This is a genomic window from Nocardiopsis chromatogenes YIM 90109, from assembly GCF_000341185.1.
GTDB lineage: Bacteria > Actinomycetota > Actinomycetes > Streptosporangiales > Streptosporangiaceae > Nocardiopsis_A > Nocardiopsis_A chromatogenes.
Window position 1 is genome coordinate 1 of record NZ_ANBH01000066.1, and the last position, 22,003, is coordinate 22,003.

17 protein-coding genes and 2 pseudogenes are annotated in these 22,003 nt (G+C 72.6%); 18 read left to right on the forward strand and 1 reads right to left on the reverse strand.

Annotation, left to right across the window (positions count from 1 at the left end; translation table 11 throughout):
• The first annotated feature begins 232 nt into the window (after positions 1-232).
• The 18 genes and pseudogenes from D476_RS0106605 to D476_RS0106690 all read left to right on the forward strand — a co-directional run bounded on the left by D476_RS0106605 (position 233) and on the right by D476_RS0106690 (position 20,624).
• Positions 233-943 (forward strand): demethylmenaquinone methyltransferase, encoded by a 711-nt coding sequence (locus D476_RS0106605; RefSeq protein WP_017623171.1) that lies wholly within the window; start codon positions 233-235, stop codon positions 941-943.
• Positions 944-1,345: 402 nt separating this feature from the next.
• The gene (locus D476_RS0106610; protein ID WP_017623172.1) at positions 1,346-2,650 is read left to right on the forward strand and encodes a geranylgeranyl reductase family protein; all 1,305 of its coding nucleotides are present in this window, start codon (positions 1,346-1,348) and stop codon (positions 2,648-2,650) included.
• Between the two features lie 101 nt (positions 2,651-2,751).
• Positions 2,752-3,111, forward strand: coding sequence for an NADH-quinone oxidoreductase subunit A (locus D476_RS0106615; protein ID WP_017623173.1), 360 nt, complete (start codon positions 2,752-2,754; stop codon positions 3,109-3,111).
• A 219-nt stretch (positions 3,112-3,330) separates the two neighbouring features.
• A complete protein-coding gene (locus D476_RS0106620; RefSeq protein WP_026123302.1) occupies positions 3,331-3,891 on the forward strand; it encodes a NuoB/complex I 20 kDa subunit family protein in 561 nt (186 codons plus the stop codon).
• A 2-nt stretch (positions 3,892-3,893) separates the two neighbouring features.
• Positions 3,894-4,637: an NADH-quinone oxidoreductase subunit C gene (locus tag D476_RS0106625; RefSeq protein WP_026123303.1), complete on the forward strand. Its 744-nt coding sequence runs from the start codon at positions 3,894-3,896 to the stop codon at positions 4,635-4,637.
• Positions 4,638-4,680: 43 nt separating this feature from the next.
• A complete protein-coding gene (locus D476_RS0106630; protein WP_017623176.1) occupies positions 4,681-5,982 on the forward strand; it encodes an NADH-quinone oxidoreductase subunit D in 1,302 nt (433 codons plus the stop codon).
• Positions 5,983-6,007: 25 nt separating this feature from the next.
• Positions 6,008-6,700: pseudogene (gene nuoE, locus D476_RS0106635) on the forward strand (NADH-quinone oxidoreductase subunit NuoE); the annotation flags it as partial.
• The gene (gene nuoF / locus D476_RS0106640) at positions 6,697-7,995 is read left to right on the forward strand and encodes an NADH-quinone oxidoreductase subunit NuoF (RefSeq protein ID WP_017623178.1); all 1,299 of its coding nucleotides are present in this window, start codon (positions 6,697-6,699) and stop codon (positions 7,993-7,995) included. The pseudogene nuoE and the gene nuoF, both read left to right, overlap by 4 nt.
• A gap of 136 nt (positions 7,996-8,131) precedes the next feature.
• Positions 8,132-10,627, forward strand: a complete 2,496-nt coding sequence (locus tag D476_RS0106645) for an NADH-quinone oxidoreductase subunit G (RefSeq protein ID WP_017623179.1) — start codon at positions 8,132-8,134, stop codon at positions 10,625-10,627.
• Positions 10,624-11,979 carry an NADH-quinone oxidoreductase subunit NuoH gene (gene nuoH / locus D476_RS0106650; RefSeq protein WP_017623180.1) on the forward strand — a complete coding sequence of 452 codons (1,356 nt, stop codon included), beginning with the start codon at positions 10,624-10,626 and terminating at the stop codon, positions 11,977-11,979. Before D476_RS0106645 ends, nuoH begins: the two co-directional genes overlap by 4 nt.
• Complete coding sequence (gene nuoI / locus D476_RS0106655) at positions 11,972-12,559, forward strand: NADH-quinone oxidoreductase subunit NuoI (RefSeq protein ID WP_017623181.1); 588 nt, start codon at positions 11,972-11,974, stop codon at positions 12,557-12,559. The genes nuoH and nuoI overlap by 8 nt, the downstream gene beginning before the upstream one ends.
• A complete protein-coding gene (locus D476_RS0106660) occupies positions 12,556-13,452 on the forward strand; it encodes an NADH-quinone oxidoreductase subunit J (protein ID WP_017623182.1) in 897 nt (298 codons plus the stop codon). The genes nuoI and D476_RS0106660 overlap by 4 nt, the downstream gene beginning before the upstream one ends.
• Positions 13,440-13,739, forward strand: coding sequence for an NADH-quinone oxidoreductase subunit NuoK (gene nuoK, locus D476_RS0106665; RefSeq protein WP_017593304.1), 300 nt, complete (start codon positions 13,440-13,442; stop codon positions 13,737-13,739). Before D476_RS0106660 ends, nuoK begins: the two co-directional genes overlap by 13 nt.
• A 50-nt stretch (positions 13,740-13,789) precedes the next feature.
• Entirely contained in the window at positions 13,790-15,661 is a 1,872-nt protein-coding gene (gene nuoL / locus D476_RS0106670; RefSeq protein ID WP_239648616.1) for an NADH-quinone oxidoreductase subunit L, read from the forward strand.
• A 3-nt stretch (positions 15,662-15,664) separates the two neighbouring features.
• Positions 15,665-17,218, forward strand: coding sequence for an NADH-quinone oxidoreductase subunit M (locus tag D476_RS0106675; RefSeq protein ID WP_017623184.1), 1,554 nt, complete (start codon positions 15,665-15,667; stop codon positions 17,216-17,218).
• A complete protein-coding gene (gene nuoN, locus D476_RS0106680; protein WP_017623185.1) occupies positions 17,215-18,813 on the forward strand; it encodes an NADH-quinone oxidoreductase subunit NuoN in 1,599 nt (532 codons plus the stop codon). Before D476_RS0106675 ends, nuoN begins: the two co-directional genes overlap by 4 nt.
• Positions 18,814-19,035: 222 nt before the next feature.
• A complete protein-coding gene (locus tag D476_RS0106685) occupies positions 19,036-20,043 on the forward strand; it encodes a polyprenyl synthetase family protein (protein ID WP_026123304.1) in 1,008 nt (335 codons plus the stop codon).
• Positions 20,044-20,159: 116 nt separating this feature from the next.
• Positions 20,160-20,624: a PRC-barrel domain-containing protein gene (locus D476_RS0106690; RefSeq protein WP_239648617.1), complete on the forward strand. Its 465-nt coding sequence runs from the start codon at positions 20,160-20,162 to the stop codon at positions 20,622-20,624.
• Positions 20,625-20,894: 270 nt separating this feature from the next.
• Here the strand turns inward: D476_RS0106690 and rarD are convergent.
• A pseudogene (gene rarD / locus D476_RS36090) lies at positions 20,895-21,662 on the reverse strand (EamA family transporter RarD); the annotation flags it as partial.
• Positions 21,663-22,003 lie beyond the last annotated feature (341 nt).

The window sequence follows — 22,003 nt, forward strand, 5'->3', positions numbered from 1 at the left end:
GGACGGCGATCGGCAGGCCGAGCGCGAGTGCGCTCAGCACGACGGTAAGGAGTGGTCGGCATGTGATGGCCACGGGCGCCCTCTTCCCATCCGGACGTAGCGTCATTGGTTGGTTTCGTACAGTAGCCGTAATCGGGGTGGCGGCGTGACCGGAATCGCCGGTCCGGGCCGGTCGGGCGCGGTGGCGGGGCGCCCGGTCCGGCCGCCGCCGGAGCGGCCTTAGGCTGGGCCCATGACCCGCGCCGAACTCGACAAGTCGCCCGCCGACGTCGCCGCGATGTTCGACAGCATCGCCGGCCGCTACGACCTGCTCAACGACGTGCTCTCGCTCGGCCAGGACCGCCAGTGGCGGCGGGGCGCCGCGNNCGCGGTGGAGGCCTACAGCGGCGAGCTGGTGCTCGACCTGGCCGCCGGGACGGGCACCTCCTCCCAGGCGCTGACCGGGAACGGCGCGCGGGTGATCGCCTGCGACTTCTCCCAGGGCATGCTGCGCGAGGGGGCGCGCCAGCGCGGCGGCGCGGTCTCGGGCGGGGTGGCCTGCGTGGCCGGGGACGCCCTGGAGCTGCCGTTCGAGGACGCCACCTTCGACGCGGTCACCATCTCCTTCGGCCTGCGCAACGTGCAGGACACCGACCGGGCCCTGCGCGAGATGCACCGGGTGGCCAAGCCCGGAGGCCGGGTGGTGATCTGCGAGTTCAGCCACATCCCGGTCCGCGCGGTGGACCAGGTCTACTCGGGCTACCTGATGGCGGCGCTGCCCCGGATCGCCGGGCTGTTCTCCGACAACACCGCGGCCTACGAGTACCTGTCGGAGTCGATCATGGACTGGCCGGACCAGCCGGGACTGGCCGCGCGCATGCAGCGCGCGGGCTGGACCCGGGTGGCCTGGCGCAACCTGACGATGGGCGTGGTGGCGCTGCACCGCGGCTACCGTCCCGAGTAGCCGCCCGGCGGGCCCCCGGTTCCGGCCGGCCGCAAACCGCCCCGTGCGTCCCTCCCTTCTCATCGGTCACACGGCCAACAAAGGCACCAGAACTTGTGTTCTGGTGCCTTTCGTGTTTTTCAGGGATGAAGGTGATTCGCAAGGATGAATCGGACGTAGGTTTACCTAAATAACCCTGGTAAGCCCTGTTGTGCCCGGTTTGCGACTGAAAGTGCCCTGACGAGATGAATGGCGGGTGGGGGGCGCCCCTGGAACGCGAAAGGTCTAGACTTCGGGACGAGGCCTTGTGAAGCCCTTCACAAGGGTACGTGTCCTTGGTAACTCCGGACGCCTGCGTACGACCCGCACCAGAAGTACACAAAGCGCCCATACCGCGCACCCCCAGCCACACAGGGACCACTCGTGAGCGCCACCGCACCCACCGCCCCCTCGGGGCGACAGGCCGCAGACCTCGAAGCCGACGTGATCATCGTCGGGGCCGGGCCCGCCGGCTCCGCCGCCGCCGTCCACATGGCCAGCGCCGGGCTGGACGTGCTGGTGCTGGAGAAGTCCTCCTTCCCCCGGGAGAAGGTGTGCGGCGACGGCCTCACCCCGCGCGCCGTCAAGCAGCTCGCCGCGCTGGGCGTGCCCTTCGACGGCGAGGGGTGGATCCGCAACCGGGGCCTGCGCATCGTCGGCGGCGGCGTGCGCCTCGAACTGCCCTGGCCCGAGCTGGCCTCCTACCCCGACTTCGGGCTGGTGCGCACGCGCTACGACTTCGATTCGATCCTGGCCGACCGGGCCCGCGCCTGCGGCGCCAAGCTGGTGGAGCGCACCAACGTCCGCGAGCCGCTGACCGACCCGCGCACCGGCCGGGTGCAGGGCGTGCGCGCCACCGACGCCGACGGCCGGGAGGTCCGCTACCGGGCCCCGCTGGTCGTCGCCGCCGACGGCAACTCCTCGCGGCTGTCGGTGGCCCTGGGCATCCGCAAGCGCGACGACCGCCCCATGGGCGTGGCCGTGCGCACCTACTTCGACAGCCCCCGCCACGACGACGACTACCTGGAGTCCTGGCTGGAGCTGTGGGACTCCACCGGCGGCCGCCGGGTGCTGCTGCCCGGCTACGGCTGGGTGTTCGGCGTCGGAGACGGCACCTGCAACGTCGGCCTGGGCATCCTCAACTCCACGTCCGCCTTCCAGGACGTCGACTACCGCAGACTGCTCAAGCGCTGGACGCAGAGCATGCCCGAGGAGTGGGGCTTCACCGAGGACAACCGGCGCGGCTCGGTGCGCGGCGCGGCCCTGCCCATGGGCTTCAACCGCACACCGCACTACTCGCGCGGCCTGATGCTCGTCGGCGACGCGGGCGGCATGGTCAACCCCTTCAACGGCGAGGGCATCGCCTACGCGCTGGAGGCCGGGGCGATCGCCGCCGACGTCGCCGTGCAGGCGCTCTCCCGCCCGACCGTGCAGACCCGCGAGCGCGCCCTGATGCGCTACCCCCAGGTGCTGCGCGACGCCTACGGCGGCTACTACACGCTCGGCCGCACCTTCGTGAAGATGATCGGCAACCCCGAGTTCATGAAGTACGCGACCCGCTACGGCCTGCCGCAGCGCACGCTCATGCGGTTCGCCCTGAAGATGCTGGCCAACCTCACCGAGCCGTCCCACGGGGACGCCATGGACCGCGTCATCAACGGCATGTCGCGGATGGCGCCCGCGGCCTAGGAGGGGCGGTGGCGAGCGAGGGGCCCACCACGGCCGCCCACGTGAAAGCGATCACAAGCGGGCGTGCATCCGCACGGCCGTCATGAAGGGGACGTCCACCGATGGAGCTGTACACACCCGTATTCGTGCTCGGCGGCATCGGCGCCGCGTTCGTGGCCGTATCGATGGTCGTCGGCAGCATCGCCGGACCCAAGCGGTACAACCGCGCCAAGCTCCAGGCCTACGAGTGCGGGATCGAGCCGACCCCCCAGCCGGCGGGCGGCGGCCGGTTCACGATCAAGTACTACCTCACGGCGATGCTCTTCATCGTCTTCGACATCGAGATCATCTTCCTTTACCCGTGGGCGGTCCATTTCGACGCGCTCGGCCTCTTCGGCCTCATCGCGATGGTCCTTTTCCTGGTGAACGTCTCGATCGCCTACGCATACGAATGGCGCCGCGGAGGCCTGGAATGGGACTGAGTGCTAGGGCGTGCTGCTTGGATCATGGCCGTCGCGAGCGGCGTCCAGGTGCGTTCATCGCAAGGCCGAAGAGGGAGTCAGCCTGGGCGCGCTGTCGACCGATGAGAACGCAGCGAGGGGCGTGCCTGGGCGTCGCGCAGCAGGTCGTGATCCAAGCAGCACGCCCTGGGGCGCCGCCCCGCGCGGCGCGCCCGGGAAACGGACAAGGGGGTTCGCCTCATGGGACTTGAGGAGAAACTGCCGAGCGGCCTCATGCTCGGCACCGTCGAGCAGGTGGTGGGGCTGGCCCGCAAGAGCTCGATGTGGCCGGCCACCTTCGGCCTGGCCTGCTGCGCCATCGAGATGATGTCGGTGGGCGGCCCGCACTACGACCTGGCCCGGTTCGGCATGGAGAAGTTCGGCGCCACGCCGCGCCAGGCCGACCTGATGATCGTGGCGGGGCGGGTGAGCCAGAAGATGGCCCCGGTCCTGCGCCAGATCTACGACCAGATGCCCGAGCCCAAGTGGGTCATCGCGATGGGCGTGTGCGCCTCCAGCGGCGGCATGTTCAACAACTACGCGGTGGTGCAGGGCGTGGACCACGTGGTCCCGGTCGACATCTACCTGCCGGGGTGCCCGCCGCGTCCGGAGATGCTCCTGGACGCGGTGCTCAAGCTGCACGACAAGGTGCAGAACACCAAGCTCGGCGCGCACCGGCAGCGCGAGATCGAAGAAGAGGAGCAGCGGCGGCTGCGCCGCTCGCTCCCGCTGGTCGAGCAGGGCGGGGAGGCCGGACGGTGAGCATGTCCAACGGAGCCGGGCACGAGCCCGAGGAGGACCTTCCCGAGCGCGCCGGGCGCGAGCGGCTGGACAGCCCCGTCCAGCGCACGGGCATGTTCGGGGCGGGCGACACCGGCGACACCTCCGGGTACGGCCGGCTGCGGGTGCGGCGCACGGTCGTCCCCGACGCCGAGCGGCCCTACACCGACCCGGACGACCCGCGCACCGAGGGGTTCGACGCCGTCGCGGACGCGCTGGAGAGCGCCATGGCCGAGGCCCCCGCGGGCTTCGGCGAGGCGGTCGAGCGGGTCGTGGTCGACCGCGGCGAGCTCACCTTCCACGTGCGCCGCGAGCACCTGACCGAGGTGCTGCGCCACTGCCGCGACGACGCGGACCTGCGGTTCGAGCTGTGCCTGGGGGCGACCGGGGTGCACTACCCCGACGACACCGGGCGCGAGCTGCACGTGGTCTACATCCTGCGGTCGATCACCCACAACCGGGAGATCCGGGTGGAGACCTGCTGCCCCGACGCCGACCCGCACGTCCCGTCGGCCACCGGGGTGTACCCCACCAACGACTGGCACGAGCGGGAGGCCTGGGACTTCTTCGGGATCGTCTTCGACGGCCACCCCTCCCTGACCCGCATCGAGATGCCCGACGACTGGCACGGCCACCCGCAGCGCAAGGACTACCCGCTGGGCGGCATCCCGGTGGAGTACCGCGGGGCGACCGTTCCCCCGCCGGACGAGCGGAGGTCCTACGCATGAGCACCCGCACGCGATCCGATCGGGCGAGGAGGGAGGCGCGGCCATGAGCGCACAGGCCACCGAGGAGCACGTGGACGTCGGCGGCGGCGACTGGGACGAGGTCGTCGCCGCGGCCCAGGCCGCCTCCGCCGAGCGGCTGGTCGTCAACATGGGGCCGCAGCACCCGTCCACGCACGGGGTGCTGAGGCTGATCCTCACCCTCGACGGCGAGACCGTCACCGAGGCCCGGGTCGGCATCGGCTACCTGCACACCGGCATCGAGAAGAACATGGAGTTCCGGACGTGGACCCAGGGGACCACGTTCGTGACCCGGATGGACTACCTCACGCCGATCTTCAACGAGGCGGCGTACTGCCTGGCGGTGGAGAAGCTGCTGGGCATCACCGACGAGATCCCCGAGCGGGCCAACGTCATCCGGGTGCTCATGATGGAGCTCAACCGGATGAGCTCGCACTTCGTCGCGCTGGCCACCTTCGGCATGGAGCTGGGCGCCACCACGGTGATGACCAGCGGCTTCCGTGAGCGCGAGATGGTGCTCGACATCTTCGAGCTGATCACCGGCCTGCGGATGAACCACGCCTACATCCGCCCCGGCGGCGTCTCCCAGGACCTGCCCTCCGGCGCGGTGGGCAAGATCCGCGAGCTGCTCACCGAGATGCCCAAGCGGCTGCGCGAGATCCGCAAGCTCCTCGACGCCAACCCCCTCTACCTGGCCCGCACCCGGGACGTGGCCCACCTGGACCTGGCCGGGTGCATGGCGCTGGGCGTGACCGGGCCGCTGGTGCGCGCCTCGGGACTGCCCTGGGACCTGCGCAAGGCCCAGCCCTACTGCGGCTATGAGAACTACGAGTTCGACGTCCCGGTCTCCGAGGGCGGCGACGTCTACGCCCGCTACCGGGTGCGCATGGCCGAGGTCGAGCAGAGCCTGCGCATCGTCGAGCAGTGCCTGGACCGGCTGGAGCCCGGCCCCGTCATGGTGGACGACCCCAAGATCGGCTGGCCCGCCAAGCTCGCGCTGGGCGCCGACGGCCTGGGCAACTCGCCCGACCACATCGCGCACATCATGGGCGGCTCCATGGAGGCGCTCATCCACCACTTCAAGCTGGTCACCGAGGGCTTCCGCGTGCCCTCGGGCCAGGCCTACGCCGCCGTGGAGAGCGCCAAGGGCGAGCTGGGCTGCCACGCGGTCAGCGACGGCGGCACCCGGCCCCACCGGGTGCACTTCCGCGACCCCTCGTTCACCCACCTGCAGGCCGTGGCGGCGATGTGCGAGGGCGGCACCGTCGCCGACGTGATCGCCGCGGTGGCCAGCATCGACCCCGTGATGGGAGGCGTGGACCGGTGACGGAGCGAGCGAGGAGGGGAGGGCCCCGATGACACGGACCTTCGACGAGGAGACCAGGGCGCGGCTGGAGGTCGACGCCAAGGAGATCATCGCCCGCTACCCCAAGGCGCGGTCGGCCCTGCTGCCCCTGCTCCACCTGGTGCAGGCCGAGGAGGGCCACGTCAGCACCGCCGGGATCGGCTTCTGCGCCGACCGGCTGGGGCTGACCGCCGCCGAGGTCACCGCCGTGGCGACCTTCTACACCATGTACAAGCGCCGTCCGGTGGGCGAGTACCACGTGGGCGTGTGCACCAACACCCTGTGCGCGGTGATGGGCGGCGACGAGATCTTCTCCGCCCTCAAGGAGCACCTGGGGGTGGGCAACGACGAGACCACCGAGGACGGCAAGGTCACGCTGGAGCACGTGGAGTGCAACGCGGCCTGCGACTTCGCCCCGGTCGTGATGGTCAACTGGGAGTTCTTCGACAACCAGACCCCCGACAGCGCCAAGGAGCTGGTCGACGGCCTGCGCCTGGGCCGGGACGTGCACCCCACCCGCGGCGCCGGGCCGGTCTGCACCTGGAAGCAGGCCTCCCGGGTGCTCGCCGGGTTCTCCGACGGCCGCGCCGACGAGGGGCCGCAGGCCGCGGGCCCGTCCCTGGAGGGGCTGCGGCTGGCCCGCGAGCGCGGCTGGACCGCGCCCGAGCCGGGCGCCGCCGGAGAGGGGGCGGACCAGTGACCACCGCGCTCACCCCGGTCCTGTCGGACAACTGGGACCGCGCCGACGCCCCCACCCTGGAGGGCTACCGCGCCGGAGGCGGCTACCGGGCGCTGCGCACGGCGCTGTCCATGGAGCCCGACGCCCTGGTCGAGACGGTCAAGTCCTCGGGCCTGCGCGGCCGCGGCGGCGCCGGGTTCCCCACCGGGATGAAGTGGGGCTTCCTCCCGGCGGACAACCCCAACCCGCGCTACCTGGTGGTCAACGCCGACGAGTCCGAGCCGGGCACCTGCAAGGACATCCCGCTGATGATGGCCAGTCCGCACACGCTGCTGGAGGGGGTGATCATCTCCTCCTACGCCATCCGGAGCAGCCAGGCCTTCATCTACGTGCGCGGCGAGGTGCTGCACGTCATCCGGCGGCTGCGGCGCGCCGTCGAGGAGGCCTACGCGGCGGGCCTGCTGGGCACCGACATCCTCGGCAGCGGCTTCGACCTGGACGTGGTGGTGCACGCCGGGGCCGGGGCCTACATCTGCGGTGAGGAGACCGCGCTGCTCGACTCGCTGGAGGGCTACCGGGGCCAGCCCCGGCTCAAGCCGCCCTTCCCCGCGGTGGCCGGGCTGTACGCCTCGCCGACCGTGGTGAACAACGTCGAGTCCATCGCCACGGTGCCCTCCATCGTCGCCAACGGCGCCGAGTGGTTCACCTCCATGGGCACCGAGAAGTCCGCCGGGTTCGGCTTCTTCTCGCTGTCCGGCCACGTCACCCGGCCCGGCCAGTACGAGGCCCCGCTGGGGGTGACCCTGCGCGAGCTGCTGGAGATGGCCGGGGGGATCCGCGCCGGGCACGAGCTGAAGTTCTGGACCCCGGGCGGCTCGTCCACCCCGATCTTCACCGACGAGCACCTGGACACCCCGCTGGACTTCGAGTCGGTGGGGGCGGCCGGGTCCATGCTCGGCACCCGGGCGCTGCAGATCTTCGACGAGACCACCTGCGTGGTCCGCGCCGTGGGCCGGTGGATCGCCTTCTACGCCCACGAGTCCTGCGGCAAGTGCACCCCCTGCCGCGAGGGCAACTACTGGATGGTCCAGGTCCTGGACCGCCTGGAGGCGGGCGAGGGCTCCGAGGCCGACCTGGAGAAGCTCCTGGACATCTGCGACAACCTGCTGGGCCGGTCCTTCTGCGCGCTGGGTGACGGCGCCACCAGCCCGGTGATGTCGTCGATCAAGTACTTCCGGCAGGAGTACATCGACCACTTCGAGCGGGGCGGCTGTCCGTTCGACCATGCCAGGTCGACCGTGTGGGGAGGTGCCTGATGGTGACCGCGTACAGGAACCGCTCCGGGGGGTCCGGGGGGTCGCTCCCCCGTGCGGGAGGGCGCCGCATCGACCACTTCGAGCGGGGCGGCTGTCCGTTCGATCATGCGAAGTCGACCGTGTGGGGAGGGACCACGTGACCGTCACGACGAACGCCTCCTCCGGAGGAACCCCCGCGGTCCCGCCGGAGGACCTGGTCACCGTCACCATCGACGGTTTCCGCATCCAGGTGCCCAAGGGGACGCTGGTGATCCGCGCCGCGGAGCTGCTGGGGATCCAGATCCCCCGGTTCTGCGACCACCCGCTGCTCGACCCGGTCGGGGCCTGCCGCCAGTGCCTGGTGGAGATCCCCGACGCCGGGAACGGCCGGGCGATGCCCAAGCCGCAGGCCTCCTGCACGATCACGGTGATGGAGGGCATGGTCGTCAAGACCCACCTCACCTCGCCGACCGCGGAGAAGGCCCAGCGCGGCATCATGGAGTTCCTGCTGGTCAACCACCCGCTGGACTGCCCGGTCTGCGACAAGGGCGGGGAGTGCCCGCTGCAGAACCAGGCGATGTCCACCGGGCAGGGCGAGACCCGCTTCACCGGGACCAAGCGCACCTTCCCCAAGCCGGTGGCGCTGTCCACCCAGGTGCTGCTGGACCGGGAGCGGTGCATCCAGTGCGCCCGCTGCACCCGGTTCTCCGCGCAGATCGCCGGGGACCCGTTCATCGAGCTGCTGGAGCGCGGCGCGAACGAGCAGGTCGGCACGGCCGAGGGCGAGCCGTTCCAGTCCTACTTCTCCGGCAACACGGTGCAGATCTGCCCGGTGGGCGCGCTGACCGGCGCCGCCTACCGGTTCCGCTCGCGCCCCTTCGACCTGGTGAGCACGCCCAGCGTGTGCGAGCACTGCGCCGCCGGGTGCGCCCAGCGCACGGACCACCGGCGCGGCGCGGTCACCCGCCGCCTGGCCGGGGACGACCCGCAGGTCAACGAGGAGTGGAACTGCGACAAGGGCCGCTGGGCGTTCACCTACGCCACCCGGCCCGACCGGCTCACCCGCCCGCTGGTGCGCGACGAGGAGAGCCGGGCGCTGGAGTTCGCCTCCTGGCCCGAGGCGCTGACCACGGCGGCCCAGGGCCTGCGCGCGGCGCGCCGCACGGCGGTGCTCACCGGTGGGCGGCTCACCCAGGAGGACGCCTACGCCTACGCCAAGTTCGCCCGGGTCGCCCTCGGGACCAACGACGTGGACATGCGGGCCCGCCCGCACTCGGAGGAGGAGGCCGAGTTCCTGGCCGCCCGCGTGGCCGGGACCGGGCTCGGGGTCACCTACGCCGACCTGGAGGGCGCGCCCGCGGTGCTGCTCGCCGGGTTCGAGCCCGAGGACGAGTCCCCGGTGGTGTTCCTGCGGCTGCGCAAGGCGCACCGGGCCGGTCGGCAGCGGCTCTTCTCGCTGGCGCCGTTCGCCAGCCGCGGCCTCGACAAGGCCGGGGGCGCGCTGATCCCGTCCGCCCCCGGCGACGAGGCCCGCATCCTGGACGCCCTGGCCGACCGGTCGCCCGACGCCGACGCGGCGCTGCGCGAGGAGGGCGCGGTGCTCATGGCGGGCGAGCGGCTGGCGCAGAGCCCGGGAGCGCTGTCCGCGCTGGTCCGGCTGGCCGACCGCACCGGCGCCCGGATCGCCTGGGTGCCGCGCCGGGCCGGGGAGCGCGGCGCCGCCGACGCCGGGGCGCTGCCCAACGTGCTGCCGGGCGGCCGCCCGGTGGGCGACGCCCGGGCCCGCGCCGAGACCGCCCGGGTCTGGGACGTGGCCTCCCTCCCCGAGCGGGAGGGCCGCGACACCGCCGCCGTCATCGGGGCCGCGGCCGCCGGGGACCTGGACGCCCTGGTCATCGCGGGGGTCGAGCTGGACGACCTGCCCGACCCGCGGGCGGCCCGCGAGGCGCTGGCCAAGGTCCCGTTCATCGTCTCCCTGGAGCTGCGCGCCAGCGACGTCACCGACCGCGCCGACGTGGTGCTGCCGGTGGCCGCGGTGGCCGAGAAGTCCGGGACCTTCGTCGACTGGGAGGGGCGGCCCCGCCCCTTCGACGACGCGCTGAAGGTGCCCGGGGCCCTGTCCGACCTGCGGGTGCTGGCCGCCGTCGCCGACGAGATGGACGTCCACCTGGGCCTGCCCGACGCCGCCGCGGCCCGGCGCGAGCTCCAGGAGCTGGGCGCCTGGCGCGGTGACCGGGTCCCCGACCCGCTCACCGGCCCCGAGGCGGCCCCCGCCCCCGGCCGGGGCGAGGCGGTGCTGGCCACCTGGCGCCAGCTCCTGGGCAACGGCCGGATGGAGGACGGCGAGCCCTACCTCGCCGGGACCGCCCGCCCGGCCCTCGCCCGGCTCTCGGCCGCCACCGCCGCCGAGATCGGCCTGGCCGACGGCGCCGCGCTGCGGGTCGCCGGGCCCGGCGGCGCGGTCGCCGTGCCCGCGGTCGTCACCGCGGACATGCCCGACCGCCTGGTGTGGCTGCCCGCCAACGCCCACGGGTGCGACGTCCGCCGCGACCTGGGGGCCGCGGCCGGGGACACCGTCCGCCTGGAACCGGTCCGCACGGCCGACACGGCCGACACGGCCGGGACCGCCACGAGTGCTGGGAGCGCGCAGTGAAGCCCGACGCCGTCACGACGCCCGCCGCCCTGCAGGCGGCGGGCGCCCGNGACCCCTGGTGGATCATCCTCATCAAGGCCGTGGGCATCTTCGTGTTCCTGATGGTCTGCGTGCTGATGATGATCATGGCCGACCGCAAGGTCATGGGCCGCATGCAGCAGCGCCACGGCCCCAACCGGATGGGCCCCTGGGGGCTGCTGCAGTCCCTGTTCGACGGCGTGAAGCTGTCGCTCAAGGAGGACGTGATCCCGCGCAACGTGGACCGGCTGGTCTACATCGCGGCGCCGATGATCGCGGCCGTGCCGGCCTTCATCGGCTTCTCGGTGATCCCGCTGGGGCCCGAGGTGTCGATGTTCGGCGTGGAGACGCGGCTGCAGCTCACCGACCTGCCGGTGGCGGCGCTGGTGGTGCTGGGCACCGCCGCGATCGGGGTGTACGGCATCGTGCTGGGCGGCTGGGCCTCCCAGTCGCCCTACGCCCTGCTCGGCGGGCTGCGCGCCTCGGCGCAGGTGATCAGCTACGAGATCGCCATGGGGCTGAGCTTCGTGGCGGTGTTCATGCTCGCGGGCACGCTGACCACCTCCGGGATCGTCGCGGCCCAGCAGGAGCTGTGGTTCGCCGTGCTGCTGCTGCCCTCGTTCCTCATCTACCTGGTCACCATGGTCGGCGAGACCAACCGGCTCCCGTTCGACCTGGCCGAGGGCGAGGGCGAGATCGTCGGCGGCTTCATGACCGAGTACGGGTCCATGAAGTTCACCATGTTCTTCCTGGCCGAGTACGTGAACATGGTGACCGTCGCCGCGGTCTCGGTCACCTTCTTCCTCGGCGGCTGGTACGCCCCGCCGCCGGTCACGATGGTCTGGGAGGGCGCCAACGCCGGGTGGTGGCCCCTGCTGTGGTGGCTGCTGAAGTTCCTGGCGGTCATGTTCCTGTTCATCTGGCTGCGCGGCTCGCTCCCGCGGATCCGCTACGACCAGCTCATGCAGCTCGGGTGGAAGATCCTCATCCCGGTGCAGCTGGTGTGGATCACCGCCGTGGCCGCCGTGCGGCTGATGGTGAACGAGGAGGCGCCCGTCGGTGCGACGGTCGCCGTCGGTGCCGCGTTCGCGCTCGTCACCGTGGGGGCCCTCGCCGCCTGGGCGCGCTCGGTGAAGCGCCGCCGCGCCGCCGAGGCGGCCGAGCGCGCCGCGGAGATGCGCGCCCTGGCCGACGACCCCGCCCGCGGCGGGTTCCCGGTGCCGCCGCTGCGCGCCGCGCACTACGGGAGCAGCGTCCCGGCGGAGCCGCCCCTGCACACCGCACCGGCCCCGGCCGGCAGTCCCGCCAAGCGTGAGGAGGTTACCGGTGCTTGACTGGCTCAACCCCGTCAAAGGGTTCGGCGTCACCTTCCACACCATGTTCAAGAAGGTGCCGACCATCGAGTACCCGGAGGTGAAGCGCCCCACGGCGCCGCGCTTCCACGGACGCCACCGGCTCAACCGGTGGCCCGACGGCCTGGAGAAGTGCATCGGCTGCGAGCTGTGCGCCTGGGCCTGCCCGGCCGACGCGATCTACGTCGAGGCCGGGGACAACACCGAGGACGACCGGTACTCGCCCGGTGAGCGCTACGGCCGCGTCTACCAGATCAACTACCTGCGCTGCATCCTGTGCGGGCTGTGCGTGGAGGCCTGCCCCACCCGGGCGCTGACCATGACCAACGAGTACGAGCTCGCCGACGACGACCGCGAGAGCCTCATCTACACCAAGGAGCAGCTCCTGGCCGGGCTGACCGAGGACATGGAGGCCCCGCCGCACCCGATGCGCCTCGGCGACACCGAGGAGGACTACTACCGCCACCACGGCGAGGCCGCGCGGCGCCAGACCCCGGCCCCCGAGGCGGCCCGGGACGCGGCGGCCGCGGGCGAGCCGGCGGGGAACGGGGCGGACCGATGAGCGAGGCCGTCGCCTTCTGGACCATCGGCGCGGTCGTGCTGGCCGCCGCCGCGGGCGTGGTGCTCTCCCGCAAGGCCGTGTACTCGGCGCTGATGATGGCCGTGGTCATGCTGGGCCTGGCCGTCTTCTACGGGATGAACCAGGCGCCCTTCCTGATGGTCGTGCAGATCGTCGTCTACACCGGCGCGGTGCTGATGCTGTTCCTGTTCGTGCTGATGCTCGTCGGCGTCAGCTCGGCGGACTCGCTGGTGGAGACCATCCGCGGGCAGCGGGTGCTGGCCGGGGCGGTCTCCCTGTGCTTCCTGCTCGCCCTGGGCCTGGGGCTGACCCGGATCACCGGCGCGGAACCGGCGGGCCTGGGCGCCGCCGCGGCCGCCGGGGGCACCGTGCCCGCGATCGCCTCCGAGGTGGTCTTCCGGTACGTCATCGCCTTCGAGGCCACCGGCGCCCTGCTGATCACCGCGGTGCTCGGCGCGCTGGTGCTGGCGCACGCCGCCCGCACCACCAAGCGCCGCACCCAGCGCGAGCAGGCCCGCGAGCGGGTCCTCAGCGGCCACCCGACGCCGCTGCCGGGGCCGGGCACCTACGCCCGGCACAACGCCATCGACATGCCGGCGCTGCTGCCCGACGGGTCGGTCTCGCGGCTCTCGCTCAACCCGGTGCTGGCCGCGCGCGACCCCGAACTGCGGTCCGGCGTGCCCGACGACGTCCGGCTGGGCACCGTGCCCGAGGCCGGGGGCGCATCGGACTCGGCCGCCTCCAAGGAGGGGCGCGGCACCGGCCGGGAGCCCGCGCCCGGCCCGGACGGGGCGGCCGCGGACGCCGGGGACGGGCCCGAGGACGGCGCCCGGGGCGCCGAAGGACAGGAGGCTGAGCGCTCGTGGACCCCATGAACTACATCGCGCTGGCCGCGCTGCTCTTCACCATCGGCGCCCTGGGCGTGCTGGTCCGGCGCAACGCGATCATCGTCTTCATGTGCGTCGAGCTCATGCTCAACGCCTGCAACCTGGCGTTCGTCGCCTTCGCGCGCATGCACGGCGACATCGAGGGGCAGGTCATCGCGTTCTTCGTGATGGTCGTCGCCGCCGCCGAGGTCGTCGTGGGGCTCGCGATCATCATGCAGATCTTCCGGACCCGCAGGTCGGCGTCGGTCGACGACGCGAACCTGCTCAAGTACTAGAAGGCGGCGCGACCGTGTCTGACAACTCCCTCGTGCTCGGCGGCGCCTGGATGCTCATCGCGCTGCCCCTGCTGGGCGCGGCCGTCCTGCTGCTGGGCGGCCGGCGCACCGACGGGTGGGGCCACTGGCTCGCGGTGGCGCTGCCCGCGGGAAGCTTCGTGTGGGCCGTGCTCGCCCTGGTCGAACTGCTCGGCCGCGGCGCGCACGAGCGCAGCGTCGACGTTCCGGTCTACACCTGGTTCGCCTCCGGCGGCCTGGAGGTGGGCGCGAACCTGCTGCTCGACCCGCTCTCGATCAGCTTCGCCCTGCTCATCACCGGGGTGGGCACGCTGATCCACGTCTACTCGGTGGGCTACATGGCCCACGACGAGCGGCGGCGCCGGTTCTTCGCCTACCTGAACCTGTTCGTCGCGGCGATGCTGGTGCTGGTGCTGGCCGACAACTTCGTGCTGCTCTTCCTCGGCTGGGAGGGCGTGGGCCTGGCCTCCTACCTGCTGATCGGGTTCTGGCAGCACAAGCCCTCGGCGGCGGTGGCGGCCAAGAAGGCATTCCTGGTCAACCGGGTCGGCGACCTGGGGCTGCTCATCGCGGTGATGGTGATGTTCACCACCTTCGGCACCGTGGCCTACTCCGGGGTCTTCGCGGAGCTGGACGGGGCCGGGCAGGGCGTGCTCACCGCGGTCGGGCTGCTCCTGCTGCTCGGCGCCTGCGGCAAGTCCGCCCAGCTCCCGCTGCAGTCCTGGCTACTGGACGCGATGGAGGGCCCCACCCCGGTGTCCGCGCTGATCCACGCGGCCACCATGGTCACCGCCGGGGTGTACCTCATCGTGCGCGCCGGGCCGATCTTCGAGGCGGCCCCGGCCGCCCAGACCGCCGTGGCGGTCGTCGGCGCGGCCACCCTGCTGGCCGGGGCGGTCATCGGGTGCGCCAAGGACGACATCAAGAAGGCCCTGGCCGGGTCCACCATGAGCCAGATCGGCTACATGACGCTGGCCGCCGGGCTGGGGCCGGCCGGGTACGCGGTCGCCATCGCGCACCTGATCACCCACGGGTTCTTCAAGGCCGGGCTGTTCCTGGGCGCCGGGTCGGTCATGCACGGCATGAACGACGAGGTGGACATGCGCCGCTACGGGGCGCTGCGCCGGTACATGCCGGTGACCTTCGCCACCTTCGGCCTGGGCTACCTCGCCATCATCGGGTTCCCGCTGCTGTCGGGGTGGTGGACCAAGGAGGGCATCATCGAGGCGGCCTTCGCCTCAGGCGGTGCCTCCGGACAGGTCTACGGCTGGGCGGCCCTGGTCGGCGCCGGGCTCACCGCGTTCTACATGACGCGCGTGATGATCATGACGTTCTTCGGCGAGAAGCGCTGGGACGAGGGCGCGCACCCGCACGAGTCCCCGGTCTCGATGACCGCGCCCATGGTCGTGCTGGCCGTCGGGTCGGTGGCGCTGGGCGCCGTGCTCGTCTACGGCTACCGCTTCGCCGCCTTCCTGGAACCGGCGGTCGGCGCCCCCGAGGAGCACCACGAGTTCCACTTCGCCGCCATGCTCACGAGCTGGCCGTCGCTGGCGGCCTTGGGCCTGATGGTCGCGGGCGCGGCCGTCGCCTGGTTCATGTACGGCCGGGTGCCGGTGCCGCGCACCGCCCCCGAGGGCAACGTCATCACCGTGGCCGCCCGCAACGAGCTCTACGGCAACCAGATCAACGAGGGCCTGCTCATGCGGCCGGGCCAGGCCGTCACCAAGGCACTGGTCGCCATCGACACCCACGTCGTCGACGGCGCGGTGCGGGGGGTGGCCACCGGCATCCGGGACACCTCCGGCGAGCTCCGCCGTGCCCAGACCGGGTTCGCCCGCACCTACGCGCTGACCATGCTGTTCGGCGCCGCCGTCGTCGTCGCCACGCTGGCAGTGAGGATTTAGCCGATGTCCGATATCCCCTGGCTGACTCTGGGAGTGGCCCTGCCGGCGCTGGGCGCGCTGGCGGTGGCGCTGGTCCCGCGCACGGCCGCCGGGCTGGCCAAGCGGGTCGCGCTGGGCGTGTCCCTGGGCACGCTGGCGCTGATGGCCGCGATGGCCGCCAACTTCTCCACGGCCGCCGCCGGAGAGCTGCAGTTCACCGAGGTCCACCCGTGGATCCCGCGGTTCGGGATCAGCTACGCGGTGGGCGTGGACGGCATCGCGCTGCTGCTGATCCTGATGTCGGTGGTGCTGGTGCCGCTGGTGATCCTGGCGGCCTGGAACGAGTGCGACGACGCCGAGGACGGGGGCAAGGGCTACTTCGGCCTGATCCTGCTCCTGGAGGCGATGATGGTCGGCGTCTTCGCCGCCACCGACGTCTTCCTGTTCTACGTCTTCTTCGAGGCCATGCTCATCCCGGTCTACTTCATGATCGGGCGCTACGGCCGCGGCGCCGAGCGGCGCAGGGCCGCGGTCACCTTCCTGCTCTACAGCCTGGCCGGCGGCCTGCTGATGCTGGTCGCGGTCATCGGGGTGTACGTCTACGGCGGCACCTTCCTGTGGAGCGACCTGGCCGGCGGGGCCCTGGCGCAGGTCGACCCCGCCGCCGCGCGCTGGCTCTTCCTCGGCTTCTTCATCGCCTTCGCGATCAAGGCGCCGATGTGGCCGCTGCACAGCTGGCTGCCGACCGCCGCCTCGTCCTCCCGGCCCGGCACCGCGGTGCTGCTGGTCGGCGTGCTGGACAAGGTCGGCACCTACGGCATGCTCCGCTACTGCCTGGAGCTGTTCCCCGGGGCCGCCACCTGGTTCGTGTGGCCCGCGGTGGCGCTGAGCCTGGTCAGCATCGTCTACGGAGCGGTGCTCGCGATCGGCCAGAGCGACATGATGCGGCTCATCGCCTTCACCTCGGTCTCCCACTTCGGGTTCATCACCCTGGGGATCTTCGCGATGACCACCCAGGGCCAGTCCGGTGCGGCGCTGTACATGGTCAACCACGGCTTCGCCACCGGGGCGCTGTTCCTCATCGTCGGGTTCCTGATCGCCCGGCAGGGGTCGGCCGCCATCGCCGACTACCAGGGGGTGCAGAAAGCCGCCCCGGTTCTGGCCGGGACCTTCCTGCTGGCCGGGCTGGCGGGCCTGGCACTGCCCGGCCTGGCGCCGTTCGTCAGCGAGTTCCTGGTGTTCGTCGGCACCTACGCCTTCAACCCGGTCCCGGCGGTCATCGCCGCGGTCGGCGTGGTGCTGGCCGCCCTCTACATCCTGTGGATGTACCAGCGCACCATGACCGGCCCGCTGCCCGAGCGCCTGTCGGGCCTGCGCGACCTGAACCTGCGCGAAGTGGGGGCCATCGCCCCGCTCGCCGCGCTCATCGTGGTGCTGGGCGTCTACCCGCAGCCGCTGCTGGACGCCGCCGAGCCCGCGGTGGAGCGCACCATGCTCCAGCTGGACGCCGTCGACCCCGCGCCCGCGGTCGACGGTTCGGGGCCCGTCGCGGGCGGCGGAAAGGAGCCTGGAGAGTGATCACCGACACGCCCCCGAGCATCGACTACTGGCTGCTCGCCCCGATGCTGACCGTCTTCGGGGCGGGGGTGCTGGCCGTGCTGGTCGAGGCCTTCGCCCCCAAGGCGCGGCGCCGCCCGTTGCAGCTGGCGCTGACCGCGGCCGCGCTGGTCGCCGCGTTCGTGCTGACCGTGCTGCAGGTCGGGTCGGTGCCCGCCGAGGGCACCACCCTGGCCATGGGCGCGGTGGCGGTGGACCGCCCGGCGCTGTTCTTCCACGGCACCATCCTGGTGCTGGCCGCCATCGCGCTGCTGCTCATCGCCGAGCGGCGCGGCGGGGAGGACGCGTTCGCCGCGCAGGCCGCCGCCGTCCCCGGCAGCGAGGAGGAGCGGGCGCACACCCTGGCCGGGTCCGAGCACACCGAGGTGTACCCGCTGGTGCTGTTCGCGGTGCTGGGCATGCTGCTGTTCACCGCCGCCAACGACTTCCTCACCCTGTTCATCGCCCTGGAGGTGATGAGCCTGCCGCTGTACCTGCTGTGCGGGCTGGCCCGGCGGCGCCGCCTGTTCTCCCAGGAGGCGGCGGTCAAGTACTTCCTGCTGGGCGCATTCTCCTCGGCGTTCTTCCTGTTCGGCATCGCGCTGGTGTACGGCTTCTCCGGGACGGTGGGCTACGCCGGGGTCGCCGAGGCGGTGCAGGCCGGCGGGGGTGGCGCCTTCGCGGGCGGCGGCGGGGGGCCGCTGCTGCTGCTCGGCATCGCCCTGGTCGGGGTCGGGCTGCTGTTCAAGGTCGGCGCGGTGCCCTTCCACAACTGGAAGCCCGACGTCTACCAGGGGGCGCCCACCCCGATCACCGCGCTGATGGCCTCGGGCACCCTGGTCGCGGCGTTCGGCGCGCTGCTGCGGGTGTTCTTCACCGCCTTCGGCGACACCGCCGAGGCCTGGCGGCCGATGATCTGGGTGGTGGCGATCCTCACCATGGTGCTGGCCGCGGTGGTGGCCGTCACCCAGCGCGACATCAAGCGGCTGCTGGCCTACTCCTCGGTGGTGCACGCCGGATTCGTGCTGACCGCGGTGGTCGCCGCCGACGCCGCCGGGCTGGCCGGGGCCATGTTCTACCTGGCCGCCTACGGGTTCACCACCATCGGCGCCTTCGCCGTGGTCACCCTGGTGCGCACGCACGAGGGCGGGCCCGAGGCGGGCGAGCTGACCCGGTGGGCCGGGCTGGGCCGCACCTCCCCGGCGCTGGCCGGTGCGCTCTCGCTGTTCCTGCTCGCCTTCGCCGGTATCCCGCTGACCAGCGGGTTCATCGGCAAGTTCGCGGTGTTCGAGGCGGCGGTCGCGGCCGGGGCGGTGCCGCTGGTGGTGGTCGGCGTGCTGAGCAGCGCGGTGACCGCATTCTTCTACGTGCGGATCATCGTGCTGATGTACTTCGCCGAGCCGGCCGCCGACGGGACCGTGCACACCGCCCGCGCCGGGGCGCTCACCGGAACCGCCATCGGCATCGGGGTGGCCGCCACCCTGGTGCTGGGCGTCTACCCCACACCGGTGCTGGACCACCTGGTGCCGCAGCCCGGAGGGGAGGCGGTGGCCACGGCCGGCGCCTTCACCCGCTGACCCGGTGCGCGGCCCCGCCGGAAGCCCCCGCCCGGGGCCTCCGGCGGGGCCGCGCCGCCGGTGGTCACCGCCGCTTCACGGGCGGTGAGTGGCTTTGGCTGATCAATCCGGGTCCGATAACTTGGCTAGTCGGTCGATGTTCATCCCGAGAGCGCGCGAAATGCCGGACCGGCGCCTGGCCGGTCCCCGGGGCGCGCGCCCGTTGACGTGTGGAGCTTTCTGGTGAGCGGTGCTGTCCCGAGCGGTTTCCTCGCTCTGCCGAGTGTCGACCCGGTGCTCGCCGACGAGGTCCAGAACGACCTGGAGCGGGTCGAGGAGGTGCTGCGGGACACGGTGGCGGCCAGCGACCCGCTGCTCCGCGAGGCCGCCGCCCACCTGCTGGAGGCGGGCGGCAAGCGGTTCCGGGCCACGCTGGTGCTGCTGGCGGCCCGGTTCGGCGAGGCCGCGGACAACCCGGAGCTGGTCCCCGCGGCCGCCGTGGTGGAGCTCACCCACGTGGCCACGCTCTACCACGACGACGTGATGGACGAGGCGGAGATGCGCCGCGGCCACACCAGCGCCAACCAGCGCTGGGGCAACGCCGTGGCCATCCTCACCGGGGACTTCGTCTTCGCCCGCGCCTCGGAGATGCTCGCCGACCTGGGGACCGAGGCCGTGCGGCTGCAGGCGCGCACCTTCGGGCGGCTGGTGCAGGGGCAGATCCTGGAGACCGCCGGCGCCGCCGAGGGCACCGACCCGCTCGACCACTACATGCAGGTGATCGCGGACAAGACCGCCTCGCTCATCGCCTCCTCGGCGCGGTTCGGGGCCATCTTCGGCAGGGCCGACCAGGAGGTGGTCGAGGCCCTCACCCGCGCGGGCGAGGCGCTGGGGATGGCCTTCCAGCTCTCCGACGACATCCTGGACGTGGCCGGGGACTCCCGCGAGTCGGGCAAGACCCCCGGCACCGACCTGCGCGAGGGCGTGCTCACGCTGCCGATGTTCCACGCGCTGCGCGGCACCGACCCCGCCGACGCGCGGCTGCGGTCGCTGCTCGGGCGGCCCCTGGACGAGGACGAGGCCCGGGAGGCGCTGGAGCTGCTGCGCGCGCACGCGGCCATGGGGCTGGCGCGCGCGGAGATGCGCGGGTGGGCCGACCGGGCGCGGGCCGAACTCGCGTCCCTGCCCAAGGGCCCGGCGCGGGAGGCATTCGAGGCGCTGTGCGACTACGTGGTCGAGCGCACGGGCTGAGCGCGTCCGTCCCGGGGCCAACCCGGGTGAAGGGGCGGGTAAGGCCTTGGCAATGCCCGGCCGGGCCGGGCATGAATCCCCGACGTGCGGGGAAGCACCGCATCTGACCAGGCATGATGCCGGGAGATGGTGCGGGGGTGGGCGCCGTGGAGGACTACACGGGGGCGCGGCGGCTGATCGGGAACCGGCTGTTGGACCGGGACGGCACCGTGGTGGGCCGGATCGGCCAGGTGTTCTTCGACGACCGCACCCGCGAGCCGACGTGGGTGACGGTGCGCACCGGGGTGTTCGGCACCGGGGAGAACTTCGTCCCGCTGCGCGGGGCACACCCCGTCGATGAGGGGCTGCGGGTGCCCTTCGACGCCGAGACCATCCGGACCGCGCCGAGCTTCTCCGTCGACCGGCACATCTCGGTCGAGCAGGAGGATGCGGTGTTCGAGCACTACGGGCTGGCGCCGGAGGTGCCCGGCCCGCGCGAGCCGTACCGGCCCCGGCACCGCAGGCCGGAGCCGGGTGAGGCCGCCCCGGCGGGCGGGGGCCCCGGCGACACGGGCGAGGAACAGGTGGATCAGCTGGGCTGAGCGGCCGGGCGCCCGCCGGTGCCGTCCGAGTCCGCCTCCTCGTCCTCCCAGCGCTCCTGCCCGTGCGCCTCCTTCCGCTCCGTGCGCGGGGTGCGCCGGGCGTTGCGGAGCATGTCCGTGGCGAAGACGACGAGGGCCGCCCAGACGATCCCGAAGCCGATCCAGCGGCTGAGCGGCAGGGGGCCCCCCGNGCGGCTCGTCGAAGACCAGCCAGGCGAAGAGGAACTGCATCACCGGGACGACGAACTGCAGCAGCCCGATCATGCTGAGCGGGATGCGGCGGTTGGCGGCGCCGAAGCACATCAGCGGGACGGCGGTGGCCAGCCCGCTGCCGATCAGCAGGGCGGTGTGCGCGGGGGACAGGGCGGTGAAGGTCCCGGCCCCCGACGACTCCAGGTGCACCACGTAGGCCAGCGCCGGGAGGAGCATGAGCAGCGTCTCGACGGTGAGGCTCTGCAGCCCGTCGAGCGTGGTGAACCGCTTGACCAGGCCGTAGGTGGCGAAGGAGAACGCCATCCCGAGCGAGTACCAGGGCACGCCGCCGTAGGCGTAGGTGAGCACCGCGACCGCGGCGGCGCCCAGCGCGATCGCGGTCCACTGGGCGGGGCGCAGCCGCTCGGAGAAGACGAGCACCCCCAGCACCACGCTCACCAGGGGGTTGATGAAGTACCCGAGGGCGGCCTGGGAGGTCTGCCCGGAGTTCACGGCGACGATGAACAGGCCCCAGTTGCCGGAGATGACCGCCGCCGCGGCGCCGAGCACCAGGAGCTGGCGGGGGGTGCGCAGGGCGGTGAGGATCGGCCGCCAGCCGCGCTTGAGCGACAGCAGCAGCCCCACGACCAGCAGGGACCACACCATCCGGTGGGCGAGGATCTCCAGGGGGGCGGAGGGTTGGAGCAGGGGCCAGTAGAGGGTGGTCAGGCCCCACATGAGGTAGGCGCTGGCCCCGAAGAGCACGCCGCGATCGGTCTCGGACACCCCAGCAGCGTAGAGGGAAACATCCCATGAGGGGTAGTTAGATTTGCTAACGAGCGGCATTAGCAGAGTTGACGGTCGTATGCGCAGGTGAGCGCGGGTGCGCGGCGAGGGCTTCCCGGCCCCCGCAGGTCCTCGGGAAGTCCCTGCCGTGCCCGGCCGGGAGGCCTCGGCGGGGCCGCCCGGACGCGGTCGCCGCGCCGACGGGCACGGGCGGGTGGGGGAGGAGCGCGGCGCCGCCGCGTCACACCTGCGGCAGCAGCACCAGCCCGTAGGCCAGGGCGAGGGCGGACAGCAGGACCAGCGCCGCCGTCACCGCCGTGAAGTGGACGCGGGCGGCCCTGCCCCACCAGCCCCGCACCCAGGCCGGGACCGCGAGCACGGCGGCCGCGGCGGGCAGCGGG

Bases quoted from the DNA above. Each gene is read 5' to 3' on its own strand.
- D476_RS0106615 (WP_017623173.1), top strand. From the start codon at position 2,752: ATGGAGCTGTACACACCCGTATTCGTGCTCGGCGGCATCGGCGCCGCG.
- D476_RS0106620 (WP_026123302.1), top strand. From the start codon at position 3,331: ATGGGACTTGAGGAGAAACTGCCGAGCGGCCTCATGCTCGGCACCGTC.
- D476_RS0106625 (WP_026123303.1), top strand. From the start codon at position 3,894: ATGTCCAACGGAGCCGGGCACGAGCCCGAGGAGGACCTTCCCGAGCGC.
- D476_RS0106630 (WP_017623176.1), top strand. From the start codon at position 4,681: ATGAGCGCACAGGCCACCGAGGAGCACGTGGACGTCGGCGGCGGCGAC.
- D476_RS0106660 (WP_017623182.1), top strand. From the start codon at position 12,556: ATGAGCGAGGCCGTCGCCTTCTGGACCATCGGCGCGGTCGTGCTGGCC.
- nuoL (WP_239648616.1), top strand. From the start codon at position 13,790: ATGCTCATCGCGCTGCCCCTGCTGGGCGCGGCCGTCCTGCTGCTGGGC.
- D476_RS0106675 (WP_017623184.1), top strand. From the start codon at position 15,665: ATGTCCGATATCCCCTGGCTGACTCTGGGAGTGGCCCTGCCGGCGCTG.
- D476_RS0106690 (WP_239648617.1), top strand. From the start codon at position 20,160: ATGCCGGGAGATGGTGCGGGGGTGGGCGCCGTGGAGGACTACACGGGG.